Annotated in this window: 9 protein-coding genes; 6 read left to right on the forward strand and 3 right to left on the reverse strand. The window is 76.5% G+C overall.

Annotation, left to right across the window (positions count from 1 at the left end; all coding sequences use genetic code 11):
• The first annotated feature begins 10 nt into the window (after window positions 1–10).
• The 4 genes from RZ50_RS21225 (at window position 11) to RZ50_RS21240 (ending at window position 21393) form a co-directional block, all read left to right on the forward strand.
• Complete coding sequence (locus RZ50_RS21225; protein WP_217680694.1) at window positions 11–19906, forward strand: non-ribosomal peptide synthase/polyketide synthase; 19896 nt, start codon at window positions 11–13, stop codon at window positions 19904–19906.
• Between the two features lie 45 nt (window positions 19907–19951).
• Window positions 19952–20155, forward strand: coding sequence for an MbtH family protein (locus tag RZ50_RS21230; RefSeq protein WP_196948640.1), 204 nt, complete (start codon window positions 19952–19954; stop codon window positions 20153–20155).
• Window positions 20156–20252: 97 nt separating this feature from the next.
• The gene (locus RZ50_RS21235; protein WP_196948638.1) at window positions 20253–20765 is read left to right on the forward strand and encodes a GNAT family N-acetyltransferase; all 513 of its coding nucleotides are present in this window, start codon (window positions 20253–20255) and stop codon (window positions 20763–20765) included.
• A gap of 70 nt (window positions 20766–20835) precedes the next feature.
• Window positions 20836–21393: a GNAT family N-acetyltransferase gene (locus RZ50_RS21240; protein WP_196948639.1), complete on the forward strand. Its 558-nt coding sequence runs from the start codon at window positions 20836–20838 to the stop codon at window positions 21391–21393.
• A gap of 61 nt (window positions 21394–21454) precedes the next feature.
• Here the strand turns inward: RZ50_RS21240 and RZ50_RS21245 are convergent, their stop codons facing one another.
• Window positions 21455–22867, reverse strand: coding sequence for an MFS transporter (locus tag RZ50_RS21245; protein WP_308271996.1), 1413 nt, complete (start codon window positions 22865–22867; stop codon window positions 21455–21457).
• On the reverse strand, window positions 22864–23454 hold the full coding sequence (locus RZ50_RS29390; RefSeq protein ID WP_254802897.1) for a TetR/AcrR family transcriptional regulator: 591 nt from the start codon (window positions 23452–23454) through the stop codon (window positions 22864–22866). The genes RZ50_RS21245 and RZ50_RS29390 overlap by 4 nt, the downstream gene beginning before the upstream one ends.
• A gap of 74 nt (window positions 23455–23528) precedes the next feature.
• Between RZ50_RS29390 and RZ50_RS21250 the strand changes: the two genes are divergently transcribed.
• Complete coding sequence (locus tag RZ50_RS21250) at window positions 23529–23690, forward strand: hypothetical protein (protein WP_196947441.1); 162 nt, start codon at window positions 23529–23531, stop codon at window positions 23688–23690.
• Window positions 23691–23735: 45 nt separating this feature from the next.
• Here the strand turns inward: RZ50_RS21250 and RZ50_RS21255 are convergent, their stop codons facing one another.
• Window positions 23736–23912 (reverse strand): antitoxin, encoded by a 177-nt coding sequence (locus RZ50_RS21255; RefSeq protein ID WP_196947442.1) that lies wholly within the window; start codon window positions 23910–23912, stop codon window positions 23736–23738.
• Window positions 23913–24185: 273 nt separating this feature from the next.
• Between RZ50_RS21255 and RZ50_RS21260 the strand changes: the two genes are divergently transcribed.
• Window positions 24186–25679: a M28 family metallopeptidase gene (locus RZ50_RS21260; RefSeq protein ID WP_196947452.1), complete on the forward strand. Its 1494-nt coding sequence runs from the start codon at window positions 24186–24188 to the stop codon at window positions 25677–25679.
• Window positions 25680–25880 lie beyond the last annotated feature (201 nt).

Raw genomic sequence — 25880 nt, forward strand, 5'->3', positions numbered from 1 at the left:
TCCGACGACCATGACGCCTTCGAAGCGAGACCGCGCCGCCGCCCTGCCCGCCGACCTGCGCGAAGCGCTGCGGCTCCGGCTCGCCGGACGCTCCGGCGGTGCCGAGGCCGCCGCCGAGCGGGCCATCCCGCGCGCCGACCGCGGCCGACCGCTGCCGCCCTCCTTCGTCCAGCAGCGCCTGTGGTTCCTGGACCGGCTGCGGCCCGGCGATCCGCGCTACAACAGCGCGATCGCCGTCCGCCTCACCGGGCCGCTGGACCGCACCGCGCTCGCCGGGGCGCTGGCCGCCGTCGTGGCACGGCACGAGGGGCTGCGCACCGTGTTCGAGGAGGCCGACGGCCGGCCGGTGCAGACCGTCCGGCCCGCCGGGCCGGTGCCGCTGCCGCTGAAGGAGCCCGCCGACACGCGGGCGCTCGACGCGCAGGCCCTCGACGCGATCCTGCTCCAGGAGTACTCCCGCCCCTTCGACCTCCGCGAGGGGCCGCTGCTGCGCGCCCTGCTGGTGCGCGAGTCGGACACCGCGCACGTCCTCCAGCTGACCGCGCACCACATCGTCACCGACGGCTGGTCGATGGGCGTCGTCCTGGACGAGCTGTGCACCGCCTACGACGCCCTCGCCCGGGGCGCCGAACCGGAGCTGCCCGAGGTGGCCGCCCAGTACCCGGACTTCGCCGTGTGGCAGCGCGAGCAGCTCTCCGGGGATCGCCTGGAGAGGCAACTCGGCCACTGGAAGGAGAAGTTGACCGGGGCGGTGGCGCCGGAGCTCCCGCTGGACCACCCGCGGCGCGGCGAGGAGGCCGGCCCCGGAGCCGTCCACACCTTCACCGTCCCCGCGCCGCTCACCGCCCGGCTGCGCGAACTCGCCACCGAACGGCACGGCACCCTGCACACCGCCCTGGTCGCCGCCACCCAGGCGCTGCTGGCCCGCTGGTCCGGCCGGCAGGACGTCACCGTCGGCTCCCTGACGCCCGGGCGCACCCGCACCGAGCTGGAACGCGCCGTCGGCTGCTTCGTCAACACCGTGGTCCTGCGCACCCGGGTGGAGCCCTCCGACTCCTTCCGCGCCCTGCTGGCAGCCGCCACCGAGACGGGCAACGACGCGCTCGCCCACGGCGACACGCCCTTCGAGCGGATCGTCGAGGCGGCTGGCGCGCCCCGCGAGGCGGGCCGAAACCCGCTGTTCGACGTCCTCGTCCTGCTGCACCCCGCGCCCCCCGAGGCCCGGGCCCCGCACGGGCTCGCGCTCTCCCCGGTCGCCGTGCCCCGGCAGGCCGCCACCTTCGACCTCAGCGTGGAGTTCGTCCCCGACGGCGAGGCGCTCACCGGCCTGCTGGAGTACCGCGCCGACCTCTTCGACGCGCCCACCGCGCAGCGGATGGCCGAGCAGCTGCTGCGACTGCTGGAGGGCGCCGCCGCCGAACCGGACCGCCCGCTCGGCACCCTGCCGCTGCTCTCGGAGCGGGAGACCCGGCAGGTGACCTCGGACTGGAACGCCACCGCGCTGCCCGTCGAGGAGACCACCTACCCCGAGCTGTTCCGGCGCCGCGCCGCCCTCACCCCGCACGCCCCGGCCCTGCTCGCCGGGGACGAGCAGCTGGACTACGCGGCCCTCGACGCCCGCGCCGACCGGCTCGCCCACCACCTCGCCGCCCTCGGCGCCGGCCCCGAACGGCTGGTCGCGCTGCGGCTGCCGCGCACCGCCGACCTGGTCGCGGCGATCCTCGCCGTCTGGAAGACGGGCGCCGGATACCTGCCGCTGGACCCGGCACTGCCGGACGAACGCGTCCGGTACCTGCTGGAGGACGCCCGCCCGGCCCTCGTCCTGGACGAGGAGACACTGCGCGCGCTGCCCGGCACCGGCCCCGACGGCGCCCGCCCGCTCACCCCGCCGGACCCGTCGAACACCGCGTACGTGCTCTACACCTCCGGCTCCACCGGCCGTCCCAAGGGCGTCGCCGTCCCGCACCGCGCCCTGGTCAACCTGCTCGCCGCCCACCGGGCCGGCTTCGTCGCCGACGCCGGCGGCGGGCCGCTGCGGGTCGCCCTGACCGCCTCGTTCTCCTTCGACACCTCCCTGGAGGGCGTGCTGCTGATGGCCGACGGCCACCCGCTGCACCTCGTCGACGAGCAGACCCGGATGGACCCGGCCGCCCTGGTCGAGTACGTCGTGCGCCACCGCGTCGACTTCCTCGACGTCACCCCCTCCTACCTGCGCCAACTCCTGCCCGCCGGACTGCTCGACGACCCCCGCCACCGCCCCCGGGTGCTGATGCTCGGCGGCGAGGCGGTCGGGCCCCGGCTCTGGCGCGAACTCGCCGCCCGCCCGGACGTCGCCGCCTACAACTACTACGGCCCCACCGAGTGCACCGTCGACGCGCTCGCCTGCCGCATCGCCGCCGAGGACCGGCCGCTGGTCGGCCGCCCGCTGCCCAACGTCCGGGCGTACGTGCTCGACGACCGGCTCCAGCCGGTGCCGCCCGGCGTCGGCGGCGAACTCCACCTGGCGGGCGAGCAGGTCGCCCGCGGCTACGCCGGCCGCCCCGGCCTGACCGCCGCCCGCTTCCCCGCCGACCCGTACGGGCCGCCCGGCACCCGGATGTACCGCACCGGCGACCTCGCCCGCTGGACCGCCGACGGGCGGCTGGAGTACCTCGGGCGCCTCGACGACCAGGTCAAGGTGCGCGGCCACCGGATCGAACCCGGCGAGATCGAGGCCGCGCTGCTCGACCTGCCGCAGGTCACCGCGGCCGCCGTCCTCGCCGTACCCGACGCCCGCGGCCACACCCGGCTGGCGGCCTACCTCGTCCACGCCGACGGCGCGGCCCGCCCCGCCGCCGAACTGCGGGCGGCACTGCGCCGGGTGCTGCCCGACCACATGGTGCCGTCCTCCTTCACCGCGCTCGACGCCCTGCCGCTCACCACCAGCGGCAAGCTCGACCGCCGCGCACTGCCCGCCCCCGACCCCGAAGGCGACGCACGGGAGGGGGAGTTCGTCGCCCCGCGCACCCCCGACGAGGAGACCCTGGCCCGGATCTGGGCCGAGGTGCTGGGCGTGGCGAAAGTGGGCGTCACCGACAACTTCTTCGAACTCGGCGGCGACTCCATCCTGAGCATCCAGGCCGTCTCCCGGGCCCGCGCCGCCGGCCTGCGGATCGGCTCCCAGGACGTCTTCCGCCACCAGACCGTCGCCGACCTGGCCGCCGCCGCCCGCCCGGCCACCGAGCCGACCGCCCAGGCCCCCGCCGGGCCGCGCCGTGCGGACGGGCCGGCCCCGCTGACGCCCGTCCAGGAGTGGTTCCTCGCCGCCCACGGCCCGCTGCGGCACTTCACCATGTCGGTGCTGCTCGACCTGCCGCACGACCTCGACGAACCGGCCCTGGAACGCGCCCTGCGGGCGCTGCTCGCCGCCCACCCGGCGCTGCGCACCCGCTTCACCCGCACCGGGGACGGCTGGCGCCAGCAGCCCGTCCCGGCCCCGGACACCGCACCGCTGACCGCGCTCGACCGGGCTGAAGCCGCCGACCGGGCCGGGGCCGCCGACGCCGCCCGCGCCGCCCTGGACCCGGCCACCGGCGAGCTGCTGCGCGCCGTCCTGTTCCGGCCGAGCTGCGACGACCGCCCCCAACTCCTCCTGACCGCCCACCACCTGGCGGTGGACAGCGTCTCCTGGCGGGTGCTGCTCCCCGAGCTGGAGCAGGCCTACCGTCAGGCCGCGGCGGGGGAGCGCCCGCATCCGGAGCCCGAGCACACCCCGTTCACCGACTGGGCCCACCGGCTCGCCGAGCACACCGGGGAGGGCGCGCTCGACGAGGACCTGCCGTACTGGACCGCCGAGACCCGGGCACCGGCCGACCCGCTGCCCGTCGACCACCCCGGCACCCCCACGGCCGACTCCGTCCGCACCCTGCGCACCCGGCTGGACGGCCCCACCACCGGCGCGCTGCTGCGCAAGGTCCCCGAGGTCTACCGGACCCAGGTCAACGACGTGCTGCTCAGCGCCCTGGGCCGGGCCCTCGCCGACTGGACGGGCCGCGACCGGGTGACCGTCGCCCTGGAGGGCCACGGCCGTGAGGAACTGTTCGACGGCGTCGACCTCTCCCGCACCGTCGGCTGGTTCACCACCCAGTACCCCGTCACCCTCACCCCGGCGGGCCCCGCCCACGCACCGGACTGGGCCGCCACGCTCAAGGCCGTCAAGGAACGGCTGCGGGCCGTCCCCCGCCGGGGCCTGAGCTACGAGGCACTCGCCCGGCTCGGCTCGCCCGACCCGGCCGCCCGCGCCCTGCGGGACGTCCCGCTGCCCCAGGTCTCCTTCAACTACCACGGGCAGTGGACGGCCCCCACCGGCGGGGACTTCGCCCCCGCCGGGCCGGCGCCGGGCCGGGACCTCGCCCCCGGGGAACCGCTGGACCACCTGCTCGACGTCACCGCCGTGGTCGCCGACGGCGAACTCGAACTCACCTGGCACTACAGCGACCAGGTGCACGAGACGGCCACCGTCCGCGCCCTCGCCGAGGCCACCACCGCCGCACTGACCGCCATCGTCGAGCACTGCGCCCGCCCCGGCGCCGGCGGCCGCACCCCCTCCGACTACCCGCTGGCCGGCCTGGACCAGGCCGGCGTGGACCGCATCGTCGGCGACGGACGCGACGTGGAGGACCTGCTGCCGCTGACCCCGCTCCAGGAGGGCATGCTCTTCCACCGCCTGGTCGGCGGCCCCGACGACGTCTACCTGGACCAGGCCGCCCTGCTGCTGGAGGGCGTCGCCGACCCGCACGCCCTCGCCCTCGCCTGGCAGCGGGTCGCCGACCGCACGCCCGCGCTGCGCACCTCGGTGGTGTGGGAGGGCGTCCCCGCGCCGCTCCAGGTCGTACGCCGGGGCGTCCGGCTGCCCGTCACCCACCTGGACCTGAGGGCCGTCGACCCGGGCGAGCGCGCCGAACGGCTGGCCCGGCTGAGCGCCGACGACCTCGCCCGCGGGCTGGACCTCGCCACGGCGCCGCTCACCCGGCTCACCCTGGTCCAACTGCCCGAGGCCCGGCTGCACCTGCTGTGGACCTCCCACCACCTGATCCTGGACGGCTGGAGCCTCGCCCAGGTGCTCACCGACGTGTTCGACGAGTACGCGGCGCTCACCACCGGCGGCGCGCCCGCACCGGCGGTGCGCCGGCCCTTCGCCGACTACGTGCACTGGCTCGCCGAGCAGGACACCGGGGCCGCCCGCACGCACTGGCGGGGCGTGCTCGACGGCTTCGCCACCGCCACCCCGCTGCCCGTCGACCGGGTCCGGCACGAGGCCCACCGGGCCCGCTCCGCCGAGGCCCGCACCGGCGCCCTGTCCGAGGAGGTCTCCGAGCGGCTGGCCCGCACCGCCCGGCAGGCCGGGCTGACCCTGGGCACCGTCGTCCAGGGCGCCTGGGCGCTGCTGCTGTCCCGCTACAGCGGCGAGCCGGACGTGCTGTTCGGCACGACCGTCTCCGGCCGCCCCGAGGAACTGCCCGGCGTCGAGTCGATGATCGGCATGTTCATCAACACCCTGCCCACCCGGGTCCGGGTGGACGGCGGCCGCACCGCCGCCGCCTGGCTGCGGGAGCTCCAGGAGGCCCAGGCCGAGGCCCGGCGGCACGCCGCCGTCTCGCTCGCCGAACTCACCGGCCTCAGCGACGTCCCGGCCGGCGGCGCCCTGTTCGACAGCCTCGTCGCCTTCGAGAACTACCCCTTCGACGACGCCCGCACGGCCGGCACCGGGGTGCGCCTGGCCGAGGTCGCCTCGCGGGACGCCACCAACTACCCCCTCGTCCTGCGCGCCCACCAGGGCGAGCGCCTCGGCTTCGACCTCGCCTACGACCCGGAGCTGTTCGAGGCCGCGACCGTGCGCACCCTCGCCGACCGGCTCCGCCTGCTGCTCACCGACCTCGCCCGGGGGCTGGACCGCCCGCTGCGCGCCCTGGAGTGGACCACCGCCGAGGAGCGGCGGCGCCTGCTGGTCGACTGGAACGGCACCGCGCAGGGCCGGCCCGACCGCACCCTGGTGGACCTGTTCGAGGCGCAGGCCGCCCGCACCCCGCACGCCGAGGCCGTCACCTCCGGCGAGGAGCGCCTCGACTACGCCACCCTGGACGCCCGGGCCGACCGGCTCGCCCACCGGCTGGCCGAACTCGGCGCCGGGCCGGAGGAGTTCGTCGCCCTCGCGCTGCCCCGCACGGCCGAGCTGGTGGTCGCCGTCCTCGCCGTCCTCAAGACCGGCGCGGCCTACCTGCCGCTCGACCCGGGCCTGCCCGCCGAGCGCCGCGACCAACTGCTGCGCGACGCCGCCCCGGTGGCCCTGGTGACGACCTCCGCCGTACCCGCCGAGGTGCCCGTCCTCGCCCTCGCCGACCCCGGGGTGCGCGCCGACCTGGCCCGCCGCCCGGCCGGCCCGCTGCCCGCCCGGCACCGCCCGCTGCCCGACAGCCCCGCCTACGCCATCTTCACCTCCGGCTCCACCGGCCGCCCCAAGGGCGTCGTGGTGCCCCACGCCAACGTGGTGCGGCTGTTCGAGCAGACCCGGAGCCGGTTCGGCTTCGACGAGCGGGACGTCTGGACGCTGTTCCACTCCTACACCTTCGACTTCTCGGTCTGGGAGCTGTGGGGCCCGCTGCTGCACGGCGGCCGGCTCGTCGTCGTGCCCGAGGACACCGCCCGCTCCCCGGAGGACTTCCTGCGGCTGCTCGCCGACGAACGGGTCACCGTCCTCAACCAGACCCCGTCCGCGTTCTACCCGCTGGCCCGCGCGGACGCCGAACACCCGGAACCCTCAAGCCGGTTGACGCTGCGCACGGTGGTCTTCGGCGGCGAGGCGCTGGACGTCACCCGCCTCGCCGACTGGTACGACCGCCACCCCGAGGACGCGCCGCGCCTGGTCAACATGTACGGCATCACCGAGACCACCGTGCACGTCACCCACGCCGAACTGGACCGCGCGAGCACCGCCGCCGGCGGCCCCGGCCCGATCGGCACCGGCATCCCCGACCTGCGGCTGTACGTGCTCGACGCCGACCTCGCCCCGGTGCCCCCGGGCGCGGTGGGCGAGCTGTACGTGGCGGGGGAGGGACTGGCCCGCGGCTACCTCAACCGGCCCGGACTGACCGCCGCCCGCTTCCTCGCCGACCCGTTCGGCGCCCCCGGCACCCGGATGTACCGCACCGGCGACCGGGCGCGCTGGCAGCACGACGGCACCCTGCGCTACCTGGGCCGCGCCGACACCCAGGTCAAGATCCGGGGCTACCGGATCGAACCCGGCGAGATCGAGGCCGCCCTCCAGGCCCACCCCGGCGTGGCCCTCGCCACCGTGGGCGTCCACGAGGACGCCTCCGGCACCCGCCGGCTGGTCGCCCACGTCGTCGCCGAGGGCTCCGCGCCGCCCCCGACCGCCGCCGAACTGCGCGCCCACCTGGAGCGGCTGCTGCCCGCCTACCTGGTGCCCGCCGCCTACGTCCCGCTGGCGGCCCTGCCGCTCACCCCCAACGGCAAGCTCGACCGGCGCGCCCTGCCCGCCCCCGGCCCGGACGGCTACGCGACCGCGGCCGGCCGCGAGCGCACCGCGCCCCGCACCCGCGCCGAACGGCTGGTCGCCGAGGCCTGGACGGAGGTCCTGCACACCGGCGAGGTCGGCGCCGAGGACGACTTCTTCGCGCTCGGCGGCGACTCCATCCTCGCCGTCCGGGTCACCGCGCGACTGCGCGCCGCCTTCGGCTCCACGGACCTCTCGCCCCGGCTGCTGTTCAGCCATCCCGTGCTCGCCGACCTCGCCGAGGCCCTCGGCGAACCGGGAGGCGCGGACGGCCCCGACGTCATCCCCGCCGCCGACCCGGGCACCGAACCGCCGCTGTCCTACGCCCAGCAGCGGCTCTGGTTCCTCGACCGCTTCGAGCCCGGCAGCACCGAGTACACCTCGATGTCCGTCCTGCGGCTGCGCGGAACGCTCGACCGGGCCGCGCTGGGCGCCGCGCTCGACGCCCTGGTCGAGCGGCACGAGGCGCTGCGGACCACCTTCGCCGAACGGGACGGCCGGGCCCGGCAGGTCGTACGCCCGCCGCACCCCGTCGAGCTGCCGTGCCGGGACGTCCACCCGGCCGACCTCGACGCGCTGCTGGAGGAGGTCGCCACCACGCCGTTCGACCTCGCCACCGGGCCGCTGCTGCGCGCCCACCTGGCCCGGACGGCCGAGGACGAGCACGTCCTGGCGCTGGCCGTGCACCACATCGCCACCGACGGCTGGTCCCTGGGCGTCCTGGGCCGCGACCTGGGCGAGCTGTACGCGGCGGCCGTCGAGCGCCGCCGGCCGAACCTGCCCGAACTGCCCGTGCGCTACACCGACTTCGCGGCCTGGCAGCGCACCCGGACCGAGCACGCCCAGGCGGACCTCGACCACTGGCGCCAGGCCCTGGCGGGCCTGACCCCGCTGGAGCCGCCCACCGACCGGCCGCGCCCCGCCGTCCGCACCCGGGACGGCGCGCTGGTCACCTTCACCCTGCCCGCCGAGCTGACGGAGCGGCTGCGCGAGCGCGGCCGGGAGGCCGACGGCACCCTCTACACCGTCCTCCTGGCGGCCTGCCAGGTGCTGCTCGCCCGCTGGGCCGGGCAGTCGGACATCGCCGTCGGCACCGTCACCTCGGGCCGCGAACGCGGCGAACTCCACGACGTGGTCGGCATGTTCGTCAACACCCTGGTGCTGCGCGGCACCGTCCGCCCGGAGGAGAGCTTCCGCGAGCACCTGGCCGCCGCCCGCGAGACCGTCCTCACGGCCCTCGCCCACCAGGAGGTGCCCTTCGAACGGCTGGTGGACGCCCTCCAGCCGGAGCGCGACACCAGCCGCACCCCGCTGTTCCAGGTCATGGTCGCCCTGCACAACCTCGGCGCCGAGGCCCCGCGGCTGCCGGGCCTGACGGTGGAGCCGGTGACCCCGCCGGTCCTGGGCGCCACCTTCGACCTCTCCTTCGACTTCGTCGAACGCGACGGCGGCCTCACCGGCTACCTGGAGTACAGCACCGGGCTGTTCGACGCCCGCACCGCCGAGAACCTGGCCGCCCGGCTGGCCACCCTGCTGGCGGCCGCCGCCGAGGCGCCCGGGACGGCCGTCGGCGCGCTGCCGCTGATGACGGCCGAGGAACGGCGCCTCGTGCTCGCCCAGGGAAGGGGCGGGCCGCTTCCCGGGCCGGACACCACCTTCACCGCCCTGTTCGAGGCGCAGGCCGCCCGCACCCCGCACGCCACCGCCCTGGTCGCCCGGGACGCCACCCTCGACTTCGCCGCCCTCAACGCCCGGGCCAACCGGCTCGCCCGCCACCTCGCCGCCCTCGGCGCCGGCCCCGAGCGGGTCGTCGCCGTCCGGCTGCCGCGCACCTCCGAACTGCTCGTCGCGCTGTTCGCGGTGCTCAAGGCGGGCGCCACCCTGCTCTTCGTCGACCCGGACCTGCCCGAGGAGCGGGCCGCCCTCCTCCTCGACGACGCCCGGCCGCAGGCCGTGCTCACCGAGCGGACCCTGCGCGAGGTGCCCTGGGACGCCCTGCCCGGCCACGACCTGACCGACGCCGAGCGGACCTCCCCGCTGCTGCCGCAGCACGCCGCGTACATCATCTTCACCTCCGGCTCCACCGGCCGCCCCAAGGGCGTGGCCGTCGAACACCGCCAGCTGGTCAACCTCTGCCGCGACCACCGGGAGTGGCTGGTCGCCCCGCACACCGCCGACGGAGAGCGGCTGAAGGTCGCGCTCAGCGCCTCCTTCTCCTTCGACACCAGCTGGGAGGGCCCGCTGCTGCTGGCGCTCGGCCAGGAGCTCCACCTGATCGACGAGGACGTCCGACTGGACCCGCAGGCCTTCCGCGCCCAGGTCGTCGACCGCCGGCTGGACCTGGTCAACGTCACCCCGTCCTTCCTGCGCGAACTCGTCGCCGCCGGACTGCTCTCGCCCGGCCCGCACCACCCGCGGCTGCTGCTGGTCGGCGGCGAGGCCGTCCCCGCCACCACCTGGCGGGAGCTGTGCGCGGCGCACGCGGACCTCGGCGTCACCGCCTACAACGTGTACGGCCCCACCGAGTGCACCGTCGACGCCGCCTACGCCCGCTGCGCCGACCACCCCGAGCGCCCGGTGATCGGCCGCCCCGGCCGGGGCCTGAGCGCGTACGTGCTCGACGCCGCCCTGCGGCCCGTGCCGCCCGGGATGCCGGGGGAGCTGTACCTGGCCGGGGCGCAGGTGGCCCGCGGCTACCTGGGCCGGCCCGGGCTGACCGCCGCCCGCTTCCTCGCCGACCCGCTCGGCGCCCCCGGCACCCGGATGTACCGCACCGGCGACCTGGCCCGCTGGGACGCGGACGGGCAGCTGGAGTTCCTCGGCCGGGCCGACGCGCAGGTCAAGATCCGGGGGTTCCGGATCGAGCCCGGGGAGGTCGAGGCCGCCCTGCTGACGCACCCCGACCTCGCCGACTGCGCCGTCGCCGCGCGCGAGCACGCCGGCCGCACCATGCTGGTCGGCTACCCGGTGCCGGCCGGCGACCGGGTGCCGCCCGCCGAGGAACTGCGGGCCTGGCTGCGCCGGACCCTGCCCGACCACCTGATACCCGCCGCCTTCGTCCCGCTGGCCCGGATCCCGCGCACCACCGGCGGCAAGACCGACCGGCGCGCCCTGCCCGCACCGCCCGCCCAGCCCGACCGCGGCACCCCGTACGTCGCGCCGCGACCCGGCGCCGAGCAGCGGCTCGCCGCGATCTGGGCCGAGGTGCTGGGCGTGGAGCGCGTCGGCGCCCGGGACAACTTCTTCGCGCTCGGCGGCGACTCCATCCTCAGCATCCAGATCGTCTCCCGCGCCCGCGCCGCCGGACTCGCCCTCACCACCAAGGACGTCTTCCGGTACCAGAACATCGCCGAACTCGCCCTGCACGCCGCAGACCTGGCGGAGCACCCGGAGGCGGGCGAGGCCGAGCCCGGCGAGGCACCGCTCACCCCGATCCAGCACTGGTACCTCGACGGCCGCCGCCCCGGCGAGGCCCTGCGCTTCACCATGACCCAGCGCCTGGAACTCGCCCCCGGCACCGACCCGGCGGCCCTGCACCGGGCGGTGACCGCACTGGTGGACCACCACACGGCGCTGCGCACCCGCTTCCGCCACACCGGCGAAGGCTGGCACCAGGAGACGGGGGAGGGGCGAGCGGAGGGCGTCTTCACCCACCACGACACGACCGGCCTCGACGCCGCCGCCCTGGAGCAGCGGGTGCAGCAGGCCACCGACGAGGCCCAGCGCTCGCTCGACCCCGTCGAGGGCCGTACCGTCCGCGCCCAGTTCTTCGACCGGGGCGCCGGGCAGCCCGGCCAACTCGTCCTCACCGTCCACCACCTGGCCGTCGACGGCGTCTCCTGGCGCATCCTGCTGGCCGACCTCGAAGCGGCCTACCGCACCGCCCGCACCGGCGCCCCCGTCGAACTCCCGCCCGTCGCCACCTCCTACGGCCACTGGGCCACCCGGCTGGAGCGGCACACCCGCTCCGGCGCCCTGGACGGCGACCTCGACCACTGGACGCGCACCGGCGCGGCCCCGGCCGCCCTGCCCGCCGGCTCGCCCGGCCCCAACACCCACGCGACCGCCGCCACCGTCGGCGTCACGCTGGACGAGCCGACCACCGACGCGCTGCTGCGCCTGGCCCCCGAGGTCTACCGCACCCAGGCCAACGACGTCCTGCTCAGCGCCCTCGGCCGCACCCTGGCCCGCTGGTGCGGCCGCGACACCGTGCTGATCGGTGTGGAGGGCCACGGCCGCGAGGACCTCTTCGCGGACCTCGACCTGTCCCGCACGGTCGGCTGGTTCACCGCCGAGTTCCCACTCGCCCTGCACGTCGATCCACAGGCCGGCTGGCACGACACCCTGCGCTCGGTCAAGGAGCAGCTGCGCGCCGTCCCGCTGCGCGGACTCAGCCACGGCGCGCTGCGCCACCTGCGGCCCGACAGCCCGCTGGCCGGCTCCGCCGCGCCGCGGATCGGCTTCAACTACCACGGCCGGTGGGACGCCCGGGGCCCGGCCGCCGACGGCCTGGTCCTCGGCTCGCTGCCCCCGGCCGGACGCGACACCGACCCCGACGCGCCCCGCCCCTACCTGCTGGACATCACCGGCATCGTCCAGGACGGCCGCCTGGAACTGGAGTGGACCTACCCCTCGGCCGTCTACGAGGAGGCCACCGTCCGTGCCCTCGCCGAGGAGACGGCCGCCGCGCTGCGCGAACTCGCGGCGCACTGCGCCCGGCCCGAGGCCGGCGGCCGCACCCCCTCGGACTTCCCGCTGGCCGGCCTCGACCAGGAGCGGCTGGACCGGCTGGTCGGCGACGGCCGCGCGGTCGAGGACGTGCTGCCGCTGACCCCGTTGCAGTCCGGCATGCTCTTCCACGGACTCGTCGACACCGACGGCGCCTACGTCGACCGGATCGCCGTCCGCCTCGCCGGAGTGGCCGATCCGAGGGCCTTCGCCGAGGCCTGGCAGCACGTCGCCGACCGCACCCCGGCGCTGCGCTCCGCCGTGCACTGGCGCGGCCTGCCGCACCCCGTCCAGGTGGTCGCCCGCCGCGCCGCACTGCCCGTCCGCCACCTGGACTGGCGCGAACTGTCGCCGGAGCAGCGGGAGTCGGAGACCGAGCGGCTGCTCGCCGAGGAACGCGCCACCGCGCTGGACCTCACCACCGCGCCGCTCACCCGGCTGACCCTGGCCGCACTGCCCGGCGACGAGGTCCTGCTGCTGTGGTCCACCCACCACCTGATCCTGGACGGCTGGAGCACCGGCCAACTGCTCACCGAGGTGTGCGAGGAGTACGCCGCGCTGACCGGCGGCCCGCAGGCCCCCCGCCCGGTGCGGCGGCCCTTCGCGGACTTCCTGGGCTGGCTGCGCGAGCAGGACGACGAGGCCGCCGAGGCCCACTGGGCGGACGCCCTGGCCGGGTTCACCGAACGGACCGCGCTGCCGTACGACCGCCGGCCCGCCGAGGCCCACCGCGCCCGCTCCACCGCCGCCGTCCACCGGGAACTGGACGAGCCGCTCTCCGTACGGCTGCGCGAGCGCACCGCCGCCGCCGGACTCACCGTCAACACCGTGGTGGAGGGCGCCTGGGCGCTGCTGCTGGCGCGCTACGGCGGCGGGGAGGACGTGGTCTTCGGCACCACCGTGTCCGGGCGCCCGGCCGAACTGCCCGGCGTCGAGTCGATGATCGGCATGTTCATCAACACCGTGCCGGCCCGCGTCCCGATCCTCGTGGGCGGGGTGCTGCCCTGGCTGCGCGACCTCCAGGACCGCCAGGCCGACGGCCGCCGCTTCGACCACCTGGCGCTGCCCCGCATCCAGGCCCTCAGTGAACTGCCCGCCGGGGAGGCGCTGTTCGACAGCATGGTGGTGTTCGAGAACTACCCCGTCGACGAGTCCGCCGAGGCCCGCACCGGGGTGCGGGTGGTCGAGGTGCGCGCCGACGACGCCACCACCTTCCCCTGGTGCCTGCGCGCCCACCTCACCGAGCGGCTCGGCTTCGACCTCGCCTACGACCCGGCGCTCTTCGACCACCGGACGGCCGAGGACGCCGCCGACCGCCTCGCCCTGCTGCTCACCGCCCTCGCCGAGGGCCTCGACCGCGACCTCGCCGACCTGGACCTGCTCACCCCGGCCGACCGCGAGCTGCTCGCAGCCTGGCACCCCACCGCCCGCCCGGCGGCGCCGGGCAGCCCGCTGCCGCTCTTCGCCGAGCAGGTCCGCCGCACCCCCGACGCGCCCGCCGTCCGCGACGGCGAGCGCGAACTGACCTACCGCCGGCTCGACGAGTGGTCGGACAGCCTGGCGGCCCGGCTGCTCGTCGAGGGCCTGGCGCCCGAGGAGCCGGTCGCGCTGGAGCTGGACCGCTCGGCCGAACTCGTCGTCGCCCAACTGGCTGTCCTCAAGGCGGGCGGCGCCTACCTGCCCGTCGACCTGCGGGCCCCCGAGGAGCGCCGCCGCACCCTGCTCGCCCGGGCCGGCGCCACCCGCCGCCTCACCGCCGCCGACGTCGCAGCCGTCCGGACCGAAGCGGCCACCGCACCGCTGCCGCCCGCCGACCCCGACCGGCTGGCCTACGTGATGTACACCTCCGGCTCCACCGGGGAGCCCAAGGCCGTGGCCGTCCGGCACCGCGACGTGGCCTCCCTCGCCACCGACAGCCGCTTCGCCGACGGTCGGTGCGACCGGGTGCTGCTGCACTCCCCGGTGGCCTTCGACGCCGCCACCTTCGAGGTGTGGGCGCCCCTGCTCACCGGCGGCTGCGTCCTCGTCGCCCCCGACGGGCCGGTGGACGCGGCACTGCTGCGGCGCCTCGCCGGGCCGGACGGGCCCACGGCGCTGTGGCTCACCGCCGGGCTCTTCCGGCTCCTCGCCCAGGACGCGCCGGACTGCTTCGCCGGCCTGCGCACCCTGTGGACCGGCGGCGACGTGGTGCCCGCCGCCGCCGTCCGCCGAGTCCTGGCCGCCTGCCCCGGGCTCACCGTGGTGGACGGCTACGGGCCCACCGAGACCACGACCTTCGCCACCGCCCACGAGCTCACCGACGCGGCCGCGGTGCCCGACACCGTGCCCGTCGGCCGCCCCCTGGACGACCGGCGCGTCCACGTCCTCGACCGGCGCCTGCGGCCCGTCCCGCCGGGCTGCGCGGGCGAGCTGTACCTGGCCGGCGAGGGCGTCGCCCGCGGCTACCTCGGCCGCCCCGGCGCGACGGCGGCCCGCTTCCTCGCCGACCCGGCCGGCCCGCCCGGCGCCCGGATGTACCGCACCGGGGACCTCGCCCGGCGCCGTCCGGACGGCACCGTCGAATTCCTCGGCCGCGCCGACCACCAGGTGAAGATCCGCGGCTTCCGGGTCGAGCCCGGCGAGGTGGAGGCCGCCCTCGCCGCCCACCCCGGGGTCGCCGACCTCGCCGTCGTCGCCCGGGAGGACCGGCCCGGCGCCCGGCGGCTGGTCGCGTACGTGGTCGGCCCGGCCGGCGCCGAGCCGGAGGAGCTGCGGGCCTTCGCCGCCCGCACGCTGCCCGACTACCTCGTCCCCGCCGCGTTCGTCCCGCTCACCGCCCTGCCGCTGAGCCGCAACGGCAAGCTCGACCGCTCCGCCCTCCCCGCCCCCGGCTCGCCCGGCGAGGAGCACGACGGCGGGCGCCGCGAGAGGGTCGAGCCGCGCACCGCCGCCGAACGCCGCACCGCCGAGGTCTTCGGGGAGGTCCTGGGCATCCGCCCGCCCGGCGTCACGGAGGGCTTCTTCGAGCTGGGCGGCGACTCCATCCTCAGCATCCGGCTCACCGCCCGCCTGGCCGAGGCCTTCGGCACCGATCTCACCCCCCGCGCGGTGTTCGACCACCCCACCCCGGCCGGCCTGGCCCGGCTGCTCACCGAGGAACAGGGCGGCCCGGCCCGCCCGCCCGTCCTCCCGGTCGCCCGCGACGGCGCGGCGCCGATGTCCTACGCCCAGCAACGCCTCTGGTTCCTGGAGGAGTTCGCGCCCGGCGGCGCCGAGTACGTGACCGCGCTCGCCCTGCGGCTGCGCGGCGCGCTGGACGCCGACGCCCTCGGCGCGGCCCTGCGCGCCCTGACGGCCCGGCACGAGTCGCTGCGCACCACCTTCGACAGCGTCGACGGCCACGGCGTCCAGCACATCCACCCGCCCCAGGACGTGCCGCTGCTCGCGCACGACCTCGCCGAACTGCCGGAGCCGGAAAGGGAACCGGCGCTGCGCCGCCTGCTCGCCGCGGAACGCGCCCGCCCCTTCGACCTGCGCCGCGGGCCCCTGCTGCGCGCCGCCCTGGTCCGGCTGGCCGACGGGGACCACGTGCTGGCGCTGACCCTGCACCACATCGTCACCGACGGCTGGTCGACCGGCGTGCTGCTCACGGACCTGGCCCACCTCTACCGCGCCGCACTCGACCCCGACCACCCCGGGCTCGCGCCGCTGCCGGTGCAGTACGCCGACTACGCGCACTGGCAGCGCACCGTCGGCGCCGCCGCCGACCAACAACTCGACTACTGGAAGCGCCAGTTGGAGGGTGTGGTGGCGCTCCGCCTGCCCACCGACCGGCCCAGGCCCGCGGTGCGCACCAGCAACGGGGCCACCGTCCGGCTGGAGCTGCCCGCCGACACCGCCCGCCGGCTGGCGAGGACCGGCCGGGAGCGCGGCGCCACCCTGTTCACCACCCTGGCCGCCGCCACCCAGGCCTACCTCGCCCGGCTCGGCGGCGACCAGGACATCGCCGTCGGCACCGTCACCTCCGGCCGCGAGCGGCCCGAGACCCGGGACCTCATCGGCTTCTTCGTCAACACCCTGGTGCTGCGCTCCCGGGTCGAGCCCCACCGGCCCTTCGCCGAACTCCTCGACGAGGTGCGGCGGACCGTGCGGGACGCCTTCGCCCACCAGGACGTGCCCTTCGAGCGGGTGGTGGACGAGGTGCAGCCGGCGCGCGACACCAGCCGCAGCCCGCTCTTCCAGGCCCTGGTCGTCCTGCAGAACGCCCCGGCCGCCGACCTCGACCTGCCGGGCCTCGACGTCACGGACGTCGAGACCGACACCACGCGGACGGCCTTCGACCTCGTCCTGGAGTTCGCCGAGGCCGACTCCGGTGCCCTGCACGGCCTGCTCACCTACAACACCGACCTGTTCGAACCGGCCACGGCCGAGCGGATGGCCGGTCAGCTCGCCGTCCTGCTGGCCGCCGTCGCCGACGACCCGGACCGCGCCGTCGGCGCACTGCCCCTGGGCGCGGCCGAGCGGCCGGACCACGCGCACGGCACCTTCCGCCCGGTCCCCGAGGCGACCCTGCCCGAGCTGTTCGAGCGCCAGGCGGCCCGCACTCCCGACGCGCCCGCCCTGCTCGACGGCGACCGGGAACTGACCTACGCCGAGGTGGACCGGGCGGCCAACCGGCTCGCCCACCACCTGATCCGGCGCGGAGTGGGCCCGGAGCGGCTGGTCGCCCTCGCCCTGCCCCGCTCGGCCGCGATGGTCGTGGCCCAGCTCGCCGTCGCCAAGGCCGGCGGCGCCTTCCTCCCGGTCGACCCGGACTACCCCGCGCCCCGGCGGGAGTTCATGGTGCGCGACGCCGCCGCCCACCTGCTGCTCGACGACCCGGCCGAGGTGTGGGCCGCCGACGGGCCGCCGACCCCGCCCACCGACGCCGACCGCACCACCGCGCTCACCCCCGGACACCCGGCGTACGTCATCTACACCTCCGGATCGACCGGAACGCCCAAGGGCGTGCTGGTGACCCACCGCGGCCTCGCCGCCTTCGCGGCCGCCGCCGCCGAACGCTACGCCGTCGGCCCCGGCGACCGGGTGCTCCAGTTCGCCTCGCCCAGCTTCGACGCCTCCGTCCTGGAACTGTGCATCTCCCTGCTCGCCGGGGCCGCGCTGGTCACCGGCGAGGAGGGCCCGCTCGTCGGCGAGCGGCTGGCCGAGGTCCTCGCCGAACGCCGCATCAGCCACACCCTGATCCCCCCGGCCGCCCTGGCCACCGTCGACCCCGAGGCGGCCTCGGCGCTGCCCGCCCTGCGCACCCTGGTCGTCGGCGCGGAGGCCTGCCCGGCCGACCTGGTCGACACCTGGGCCCCCGGCCGACGGATGATCAACTCCTACGGCCCCACCGAGGCCACCGTCGTCGCCACCTGGACCGGCCCGCTGGCACCGGGCAGCGGCGCACCGGCGATCGGCCGCCCCAGCGGCGCCACCCGCGCCTACGTCCTCGACACCGCCCTGCGGCCGGTGCCCACCGGCGTGACCGGCGAGCTCTACCTGGCCGGCCCCGGCCTCGCCCGCGGCTACCTGGGCCGCCCGGGCCTCACCGCCCAGCGCTTCCTCGCCGACCCGTACGGCGAACCGGGCGAGCGCATGTACCGCACCGGCGACCTCGCCCGCCGCGACGCCGACGGCCAACTGCGCTTCGCCGGCCGCGCCGACGACCAGCTCAAGCTGCGCGGCTTCCGGATCGAGCCGGGGGAGATCGAGAGCGCGCTGCGCCGCAGCCCCCTGGTGCGCGACGCCGCCGTCACCGTCCGCGCCGACCGGCTGGTCGCCTACGTGACCCCCATCGCCCCCGAGGGCGACGGCCTGGCCCTCGAACTGCGCACCCACCTCGCCGGACTGCTGCCCCCGCACCTGGTCCCGTCCCTCTTCGTGCCGCTGGAGCGGCTGCCGCTCACCCCGAACGGCAAGACCGACCGGAGGGCGCTGCCCGCACCCGCGCCCGCCCCGGCCACCGCCGGACCGGGCCGGGCACCCGGGACCGACACCGAACGCCGGATCGCCCGGATCTGGGCCGACGTCCTGGGCGTCGAGGAGGTGGGCGCCGACGACAACTTCTTCCTGCTCGGCGGCGACTCCATCCTCAGCATGCAGGTGGTGTCACGGCTGCGCCGGGACGGACTGCACCTGGCCACCCGCGACCTCTTCACCCACCAGACCGTCGCCGAACTGGCCACCGTCGTGCGCACCGCCCCGCAGCGCGCCGACGACGGCCCGGTGACCGGCGACGTGCCGCTCACCCCCATCCAGGAGTGGTTCCTGACCACCCCGCGCGCCGCCCACCACCACTTCAACCAGTCGATGCTGCTCGAACTCGCCGCCGACGCCGACCCGTCGGCGCTGCGGGCCGCACTGGACGCCCTGCTGGAACACCACGACGCCCTGCGGATGCGCTTCACCCGTGAGGAGACGGGCTGGCGGCAGTTCAACCCGCCGCCGGCCCGCACCGAGGACGTCCTCCTCCGGTACGACCTGACCGGGCGCACCGCCGAGGACGCCGACGCCGCCATGGCCAAGGCCGCCGACGACCTGCACGGCGGCTTCGACCTGGCCCGCGGCCCGCTGCTGCGCGCGGCCCTGTTCACCCGCGAGGCGGACCGCCCGGCACTGCTACTCCTCGTCGCCCACCACCTGGCCGTCGACGCCGTCTCCTGGCGGGTGCTGCGCGACGACCTGGCGAGCGCCTACCGGCAGGCCGTCCAGGGCGACGAGATCACCCTGGGGGAGCGCACCACCTCCTTCCGGGAGTGGGCGCAGCGCCTCGCGGCCCATGTCGCCGAGGGCGGGCTGGACCACGAACTGCCCTACTGGGACGAGGCGGTGAGCGTCGCGGCCGACCTTCCCGGCGACCCGGCCGACCCGGCCGACCCGACCGGCGACCCGGCAGAGCCCGGCGGCGCCGGGACGGCGGCGGTCACCGTCGAACTCGACGAGCAGGACACCGAGGCGCTGCTGCGCGCCGCGCCGGCCGCCTACCGCACCCGCGTCAACGACGTGCTGCTGGCCGCCCTCGCCCTGGCGCTGGCCCGCTGGACCGGCGAGGAGCGGATCCGGCTCGACCTGGAGGGGCACGGCCGCGAGGACGTGGTGGAGGGCGTCGACCTCTCCCGCACGGTCGGCTGGTTCACCACCGTCCACCCCGTCACCTTCCACGTCCCCGAGCCCGGGGACCTCGGCCCGGACCGCGACTGGCGCGCCCTGGTGAAGTCGATACGCCGCCAGCTGCGCGCGGTGCCCGGGAACGGGCTCGGCTTCGGCGCCCTGCGCACCTTCGGCCCGCCCGAGATCCGCGAACGCCTCGCCGCCGGAGCACACGGCCAACTGGTCTTCAACTACCTCGGCCAGTGGGACGCCCGGCCCGAGGCCGCCGAGGACGGCCTGGTCCGCGCCGAGCTCGGCTCCTTCGGCCAGGACCACGACCCCCGGGACGGCGGCTCGCACCCGGTGGAGGTGGTCGGCGCGGCGCAGCAGGGGCGCCTCGCCTTCACCTGGCACCACCGCCCCGCCCTGCACGACACCGCGACCGTACGCCGGGTGGCCGAGGAGTTCGCCGAGGCCCTGCGCCACCTCGCCCGGCACGCCCGCGGCGGACGCTGACCACGACCCATCCACGAGAACCCGCCGATGACGAAGGAGCAGGAGATGGACGAGAACACCCGCTACCAGGTGCTGCGCAACGACGAGGAGCAGTACTCCCTCTGGCCGGCCGACCTCGACGTGCCCGCGGGCTGGCAGCCCGTCGGCAAGGAGGGCACCGAGGCGGAGTGCACCGCCTACGTCGACGAGGTGTGGACCGACATGCGGCCGCGGAGCCTGCGCGAGCGCATGGAGAACACCGGAGCCTGACCGCCCCACCGGGCGGGGTGCCGGTCGCGCCCTCTTCGCCGACCGGCACCCCGCCCCCGTCCCCGTCCCTGTTCGTGAACACCCCGAGGAGCTGGCCGTGACCCCTTCGCTGCGCACCGAACGCCTGGAGTTCAACCCCTACCGGCCCGAGGACGAGGACTCCTTCGTCGCCCTCCTGCGCGACGCGGACGTGTGCCGCTGGATGGGCCAGGACCTGGTGCCCGAGGACGAGATCCGCGTGATCTTCCGCGCGATCCTCACCGACGTGTACCCCAAGCGGATGTTCGACGTGTGGGGCCTCTGGCTGGACGGCAGATACGCGGGCCACGCGGAGGTGAAGAAGACCGGCAACGTCGACGGCCACGAACTGGTCGCCGCCCTCGCCCCGGCCTTCTGGGGCCGGGGCCTGGGCACCGAGGTGGTGCGCGGCCTGATCCGCTACGCCGCCGACGAGCTCGGGCTCAAGGAGGTCTACGGCATGGTGGGCGCGGAGAACACCCCCAGCCTGGCCCTGTGCCGGCGACTGGGCTTCCGGCACCTGCGCGACGTGGTCGGGGACGACGGCTCGGTGACGAGGCTGGTCGCCTACTCCACGGCCGACCTCATGTGAACCAGAGCAGACCGGAGCAGCCCCGACCCGGCCCGGAGCGCGCGCCGCGGCCACTGCGATCATTCGTGCCATGACTGTTGAGTGGAACGGTACCGAGGTGGTCTTCGAGCGGGCCGGACTGGACCGCATGGACGAGCTGCTGGGCGTGCTCGACGACGCGGCCGGCTGGCTCGGCTCCCGCGGGGTCAGCCAGTGGCCGGCCCGTTTCGAGGCGGCCTTCGTCGAACCGGCCCTGTCCCGCGGGGAGACGTGGCTGGTGCGGAGCGGGGGCGAGGTGGCCGGCACGGTCACCATGGACTGGGCGGACCCGCTGTGGGCGGACTCCGAGGGCGAGGCGGGCTACCTGCACCGGCTGGCCGTGCGCCGGTCGGCGGCGGGCCTCGGCGCCCGCATCCTCGACTGGGCGGCCGACGCGGTCCGGAGCAGGGGCGCCGACTACCTGCGGCTGGACTGCGTGGCCACCAACGCCCGACTGCGGGCCTACTACGAGCGCCGCGGCTTCGCGCCGCGGGGCGAGGTGTCGGTCGAAGGCGCGCCGGACGCGCGGACGGGCGAGAAGCCGGTCTTCCGGCTCAGCCGCTACGAACTCGCCGTGCCCGGGAGCGACGGGCACGGCGAGCACATCTGACGGGCGGCCGGTTCCGCCCGGGAGAGCCGATGAACGCCCCGTGCCGGAGGCACCCGGGCGGTCACGGGCGTGTGACCACCTCCGGCCCCTGACCGGCGCCTGCCCGGCCGGGCAGCCGGAGGGCCGGTAGCGTCCCCGCCGCCGCCACGGCGGCCGCCACGAGGGCGGTCGGGGTGAGCGCCGCGCCGGGTGCCGTGTGGCCGGCGAGGGTGGCGGCGAGGGCGACGCCCAGGGCCGGGCCGATGTTCATCGCGGTCTGCTGCAGTCCACCCGCGACCCCGGCCTCGGTGGTGGCCGCGCCGCGGACGATCACCGCGGTGGCCGTGGTCATCACCGCACCGAGGCCGCTGCCGAGCAACAGGAAGCAGCAGCCGACCGAGGCGGCGCCGGAGGACGGGTCGAGGCGTGCGGTGAGCAGCGTGCCCACGGCGATCAGCGCCATGCCGAACAGCAGGGTGCGGCGCTCTCCGTGACGCTTCGCCAGCCGGGCGGAGGCGATGGCCGTGAGGATCATCGCCACCGCGAGCGGCGCCGCCCGCAGGGCGCTTCGCAGGGGGTCGAGGCCGAGGACGTCCTGCAGGAAGTAGGTGGCGGGAAAGAGCGTTCCGAACACCGCCGCCGAGGCCGCGAGCAGGATGCCGAGTGCCGGCCCGACCGTCGGTGAGCGGAGCAGGGCGGCGGGCAGCAGCGGATGGGCGGTGCGCCGCTCGTGTCGGGCGAGGGCGAGGGCGGCCAGTGCGGCAGTGGCGAGGCCCAGTGCCGTCCCCGCCGACCACCCGTCGGTCGGCAGGGTGACCAGGGCGTGCACCAGGCAGGCCAGGGTGAGGGCGAGCAGACCCGCGCCGGGCAGGTCGAGCCCGGCGGCGGTGGCGGCCCGGTCGCGGCGTTCCCGGTCGGGGCGTTCCTGGTCGGGGCGCGCGGCGGGTACGGCGAGGGCCGCGAGCAGGGCGGCCGCGGCGGGCGGCAGGCCGAGCAGGAAGACCGCACGCCAGCCCAGGTACGTGGTGAGGGCGCCGCCGACCAGCGGGCCGGCCGCCGCGGCGAGGCCGATGGCGGCGGTCCGGACGGCGATCGCACCGGGCAGCCGGTCGGCGGGCCAGACCGTGCGCAGCAGGCCGAGGGTGGCCGGCTGGAGCAGGGCGCCCGCCACGCCCTGGAGGACGCGCAGCGCGATGACCCATCCGATGCCGGGCGCGAGCGCGATCCCGGCGGAACCGGCCGCGAAGCCCGCCACGCCGAGCGCGAAGACGCGCCGGTGCCCGAACCGGTCGCCGAGGCGGCCGGCGAAGACCAGCAGGGCGGCGACGGTGACCAGGTAGCCGGTGCTGGTCCACTGGACGGCGGCGACGGAGGCGTGCAGGTCGCGCTGGAGGGTGGGCTGGGCGACGGTCAGCACGGTGCCGTCGAGGGCGACCAGGACGGCGCCGGTGATGCTCGCGGCGAGGGCGAGCCGTCGGCTGCGCCGGGGCGTCACCGGTCGGCCGGGCCGAGGTGGGCGTCCAGGGCGGCTCGCAGCAGGGGTTCGAGGTCCTCCCCGCCGGTGGCGAGCCGCAGGCTGCCCCAGCTGCGGAGCTGGGCGAGGCCGTGCAGGTTGGCCCAGAGCGCGGCGGTGGCGGCGGTCGGGTCGTCGGACCGCGGATGGACCTCGGCGACCAGGCCCGCGAAGGTCAGGAACAGCGGCAGGGTGGTGCGGCGCAGTTCGGCGCCGCTGCCCTCCAGCAGGTCGTGGCGGAACATCAGCTCGAACATGCCCGGGTTGGCGGCCGCGAAGCCGAGGTAGGCGCGGGCGAGGGCGTCGATCCGGGTTCGTGCGTCGGCGCCGGTGGTGGCGGCGAGTGCGTCGGCGCCGGCCAGGGCGTCGGTGAGCCGGCCGAAGCCCTGCTGGGCGACGGCGGCGAGCAGGGCTCGGTGGGTGGGGAAGTGGCGGCGCGGTGCTCCGTGCGAGACGCCGGCGTGGCGGGCGATCTCGCGCAGGCCGAGCGCGTGGACGCCCTCGCGGGTCACCAGTTCGACGCCCGCGGCCACCAGCCGGGCGCGGAGGTCCCTGTCCTGATCGGTCATGGGCCCTGTCTACCAGCCGGTCGTAGACAGTGTCTACTCGCATGTGTTCGACTGCCTCGGGCACCATCGAAGGCATGGACGAAGGCGGCGAGTCGGCCTGTTGGCTGGAGCGGGTGTGCCCGGAGTGCGGCCGGCTGCGTGAGCGGCCCGGCCCGGGGCCGTGCGAGAACTGCGGCGCGGGCGGTACGGGCGGCACGGGAGAGGAGCCCACGGCGCCGGACCGGGGCGACGGCTGAGCGCCGCCGCCCCCGGCCCGGCGGGCGGTCCCGGCCGCGCGCGTCCTACTGCGGCGGCTGGTCGCGGAACTGCTCCTTGAGCTTCTCCTCGGCGGTGTCGACCTGGCCGCTGTACTTGCCCTGGGTGCGTTCGTCGACGGCGCTTCCCGCCTTGTCGACGCCCTTCTCCGCCTGATCCTCGTGGCCCTTCAGCAGGCTCTTGAGCTTATCCAGCATGGACATGTGGTCACCCTCCTGGATGAGACGCCCCCACCCCTCCAGGATCACCGCGGGGGCCGTCCTCCGCATTTCGCGGCCGCGCGGCGGGCTTGGCAAGGCGATGCCGGTCATGTCAAATCGTGACTCCACGAACCGTCGGAAGGAGTCGCCTTGAAGCTGCGCACCCGTCGCCGGCCCGCCCCGCTCGACCGTTCCACCCCGCTGGACCGAACCACCCCGTTACCGCGCCCGCGCACCGCCCGCCCCACGTCCCACCGGCACCGCGCGGGCGCCGCGCTGACCGTCGCCACCCTGGTCACCCCGCTGCTGCTGGTCGGCGCGGGAGCCGCGAACGCCGACCCGGATCCGGCCCGCAAGGGCGCCAGACTGGCGGAACGGCTGGTCGAGGCGAGCAGCGCCGAGGACGCACACGACACCCTGGCCGCGCTGCAACGGATCGCCGACCGCAACGGCGGCACCAGAGCGGCCGGCTCCCGCGGGCACGACGAGTCCGCGCGGTACGTCTACGAGCAGGCCCGGCGGGCCGGGCTCAAGGTCTCCCGGCAGGAGTTCGAGTACACCTTCTTCGAGGCGCGCTCGCAGCGGCTGGACGTGGTGTCCCCGCAGGCCGAGTCCGTGCCGGTGATCGCCATGACGTACTCGGTGAGCGGCCCGCAGGCGGGCCTGACCGCCGAGTTGGCCGTCGCCCCGGTGGGCGCCACCACCGGCTGCACGCCCGCCGACTACCCGGCGGGCGGCTTCACCGGCCGGATCGCCCTGATCCGGCGCGGCGGGTGCAGCTTCGCCGAGAAGCAGGCGGCCGCGGCGGCGGCCGGCGCCGTCGGCGCGATCGTCTACAACAACGCCGAGGGCGACCTCAACGGGACGCTGGGCGAGCCGACCGCCGGGAAGGTCCCGACCGGCGGGATCACCAAGGCCGCCGGGGAGGCGCTGGCCGCGAAGGCCGCCGCCGGCCCGGTGCGGGTGACCCTCGACATCCGCACCTTCATGGAGCCGCGCAAGACCTGGAACGTCATCGCCGAGACCCGCGGCGGGGACCCGGACAACACCGTGATGATCGGCGCCCACCTGGACTCCGTCCCCGCCGGGCCGGGCGTCAACGACAACGGCTCCGGCTCGGCCGGGATCCTGGAGGTCGCGAGGAACCTCGGCGCCCACCCGGTGAGGAACAAGGTCAGGTTCGCCTGGTGGTCCGCCGAGGAGTTCGGCCTGCGGGGCTCCGAGGCGTACGTGAAGTCGCTCTCCGAGGCGGACCGGAAGAAGGTCCGGCTCTACCTCAACTTCGACATGATCGCGTCCCCCAACTACGCGCAGTTCGTCTACAACGGCTCCGGCAGCGCCGGAGGCGGCGCGGGTCCCGAGGGCTCGGCACAGATCGAGCGGGACCTGACCGGCTACCTGGACGGCCGGGGCCTGCCGCACGACCCGTCCGCCTTCAACGGCCGCTCCGACTACGGCCCGTTCATCGACGCGGGCATCCCTGCGGGCGGCACCGACACCGGCGCCGAGGTGATCAAGTCCCCCGAGCAGGCGGCCCGCTACGGCGGCACGGCGGGCACCGCCTTCGACCCCTGCTACCACAAGGCCTGCGACGACCTGGACAACCTGGACATGGACGCGTTCGACGTCAACATCGACGTGATCGCCCACGCCGTCGGCACCTACGCCTGGGACCTCTCCTCGCTGAGCCGGCCCGTCTCCGCGGCCCAGCGCCCCGCCGCGGGTATCAGCGGTACGGGCGGCGGCGACGCCCACGGGGTGACCGCCTGACGCCCGGGTGGGCCCGCTGCCGTCCTCGGGCGGCGGGCCCACCCGCCCACCGCGCGCACTGCGTTCATCAGGCCCCTCCCCTCCGACATCGCCCCTGGTGGGGCGGGCGCGAGCCACCGTAGCGGACCCCACTGACAAGTGCGCCCGAGCGCTGTACGGTGCCGCGCGGAGCGCAACCGCCGGGACCCGGTGGGTGCGCCG

The sequence above is a fragment of the Kitasatospora sp. SUK 42 genome, assembly GCF_015776785.2.
Lineage (GTDB): Bacteria > Actinomycetota > Actinomycetes > Streptomycetales > Streptomycetaceae > Kitasatospora.

Bases quoted from the DNA above. Each gene is read 5' to 3' on its own strand.
- RZ50_RS21225 (WP_217680694.1), top strand. From the start codon at position 11: ATGACGCCTTCGAAGCGAGACCGCGCCGCCGCCCTGCCCGCCGACCTG.
- RZ50_RS21230 (WP_196948640.1), top strand. From the start codon at position 19,952: ATGGACGAGAACACCCGCTACCAGGTGCTGCGCAACGACGAGGAGCAG.
- RZ50_RS21240 (WP_196948639.1), top strand. From the start codon at position 20,836: ATGACTGTTGAGTGGAACGGTACCGAGGTGGTCTTCGAGCGGGCCGGA.
- RZ50_RS29390 (WP_254802897.1), bottom strand. From the start codon at position 23,454: ATGACCGATCAGGACAGGGACCTCCGCGCCCGGCTGGTGGCCGCGGGC.
- RZ50_RS21250 (WP_196947441.1), top strand. From the start codon at position 23,529: ATGGACGAAGGCGGCGAGTCGGCCTGTTGGCTGGAGCGGGTGTGCCCG.
- RZ50_RS21255 (WP_196947442.1), bottom strand. From the start codon at position 23,912: ATGTCCATGCTGGATAAGCTCAAGAGCCTGCTGAAGGGCCACGAGGAT.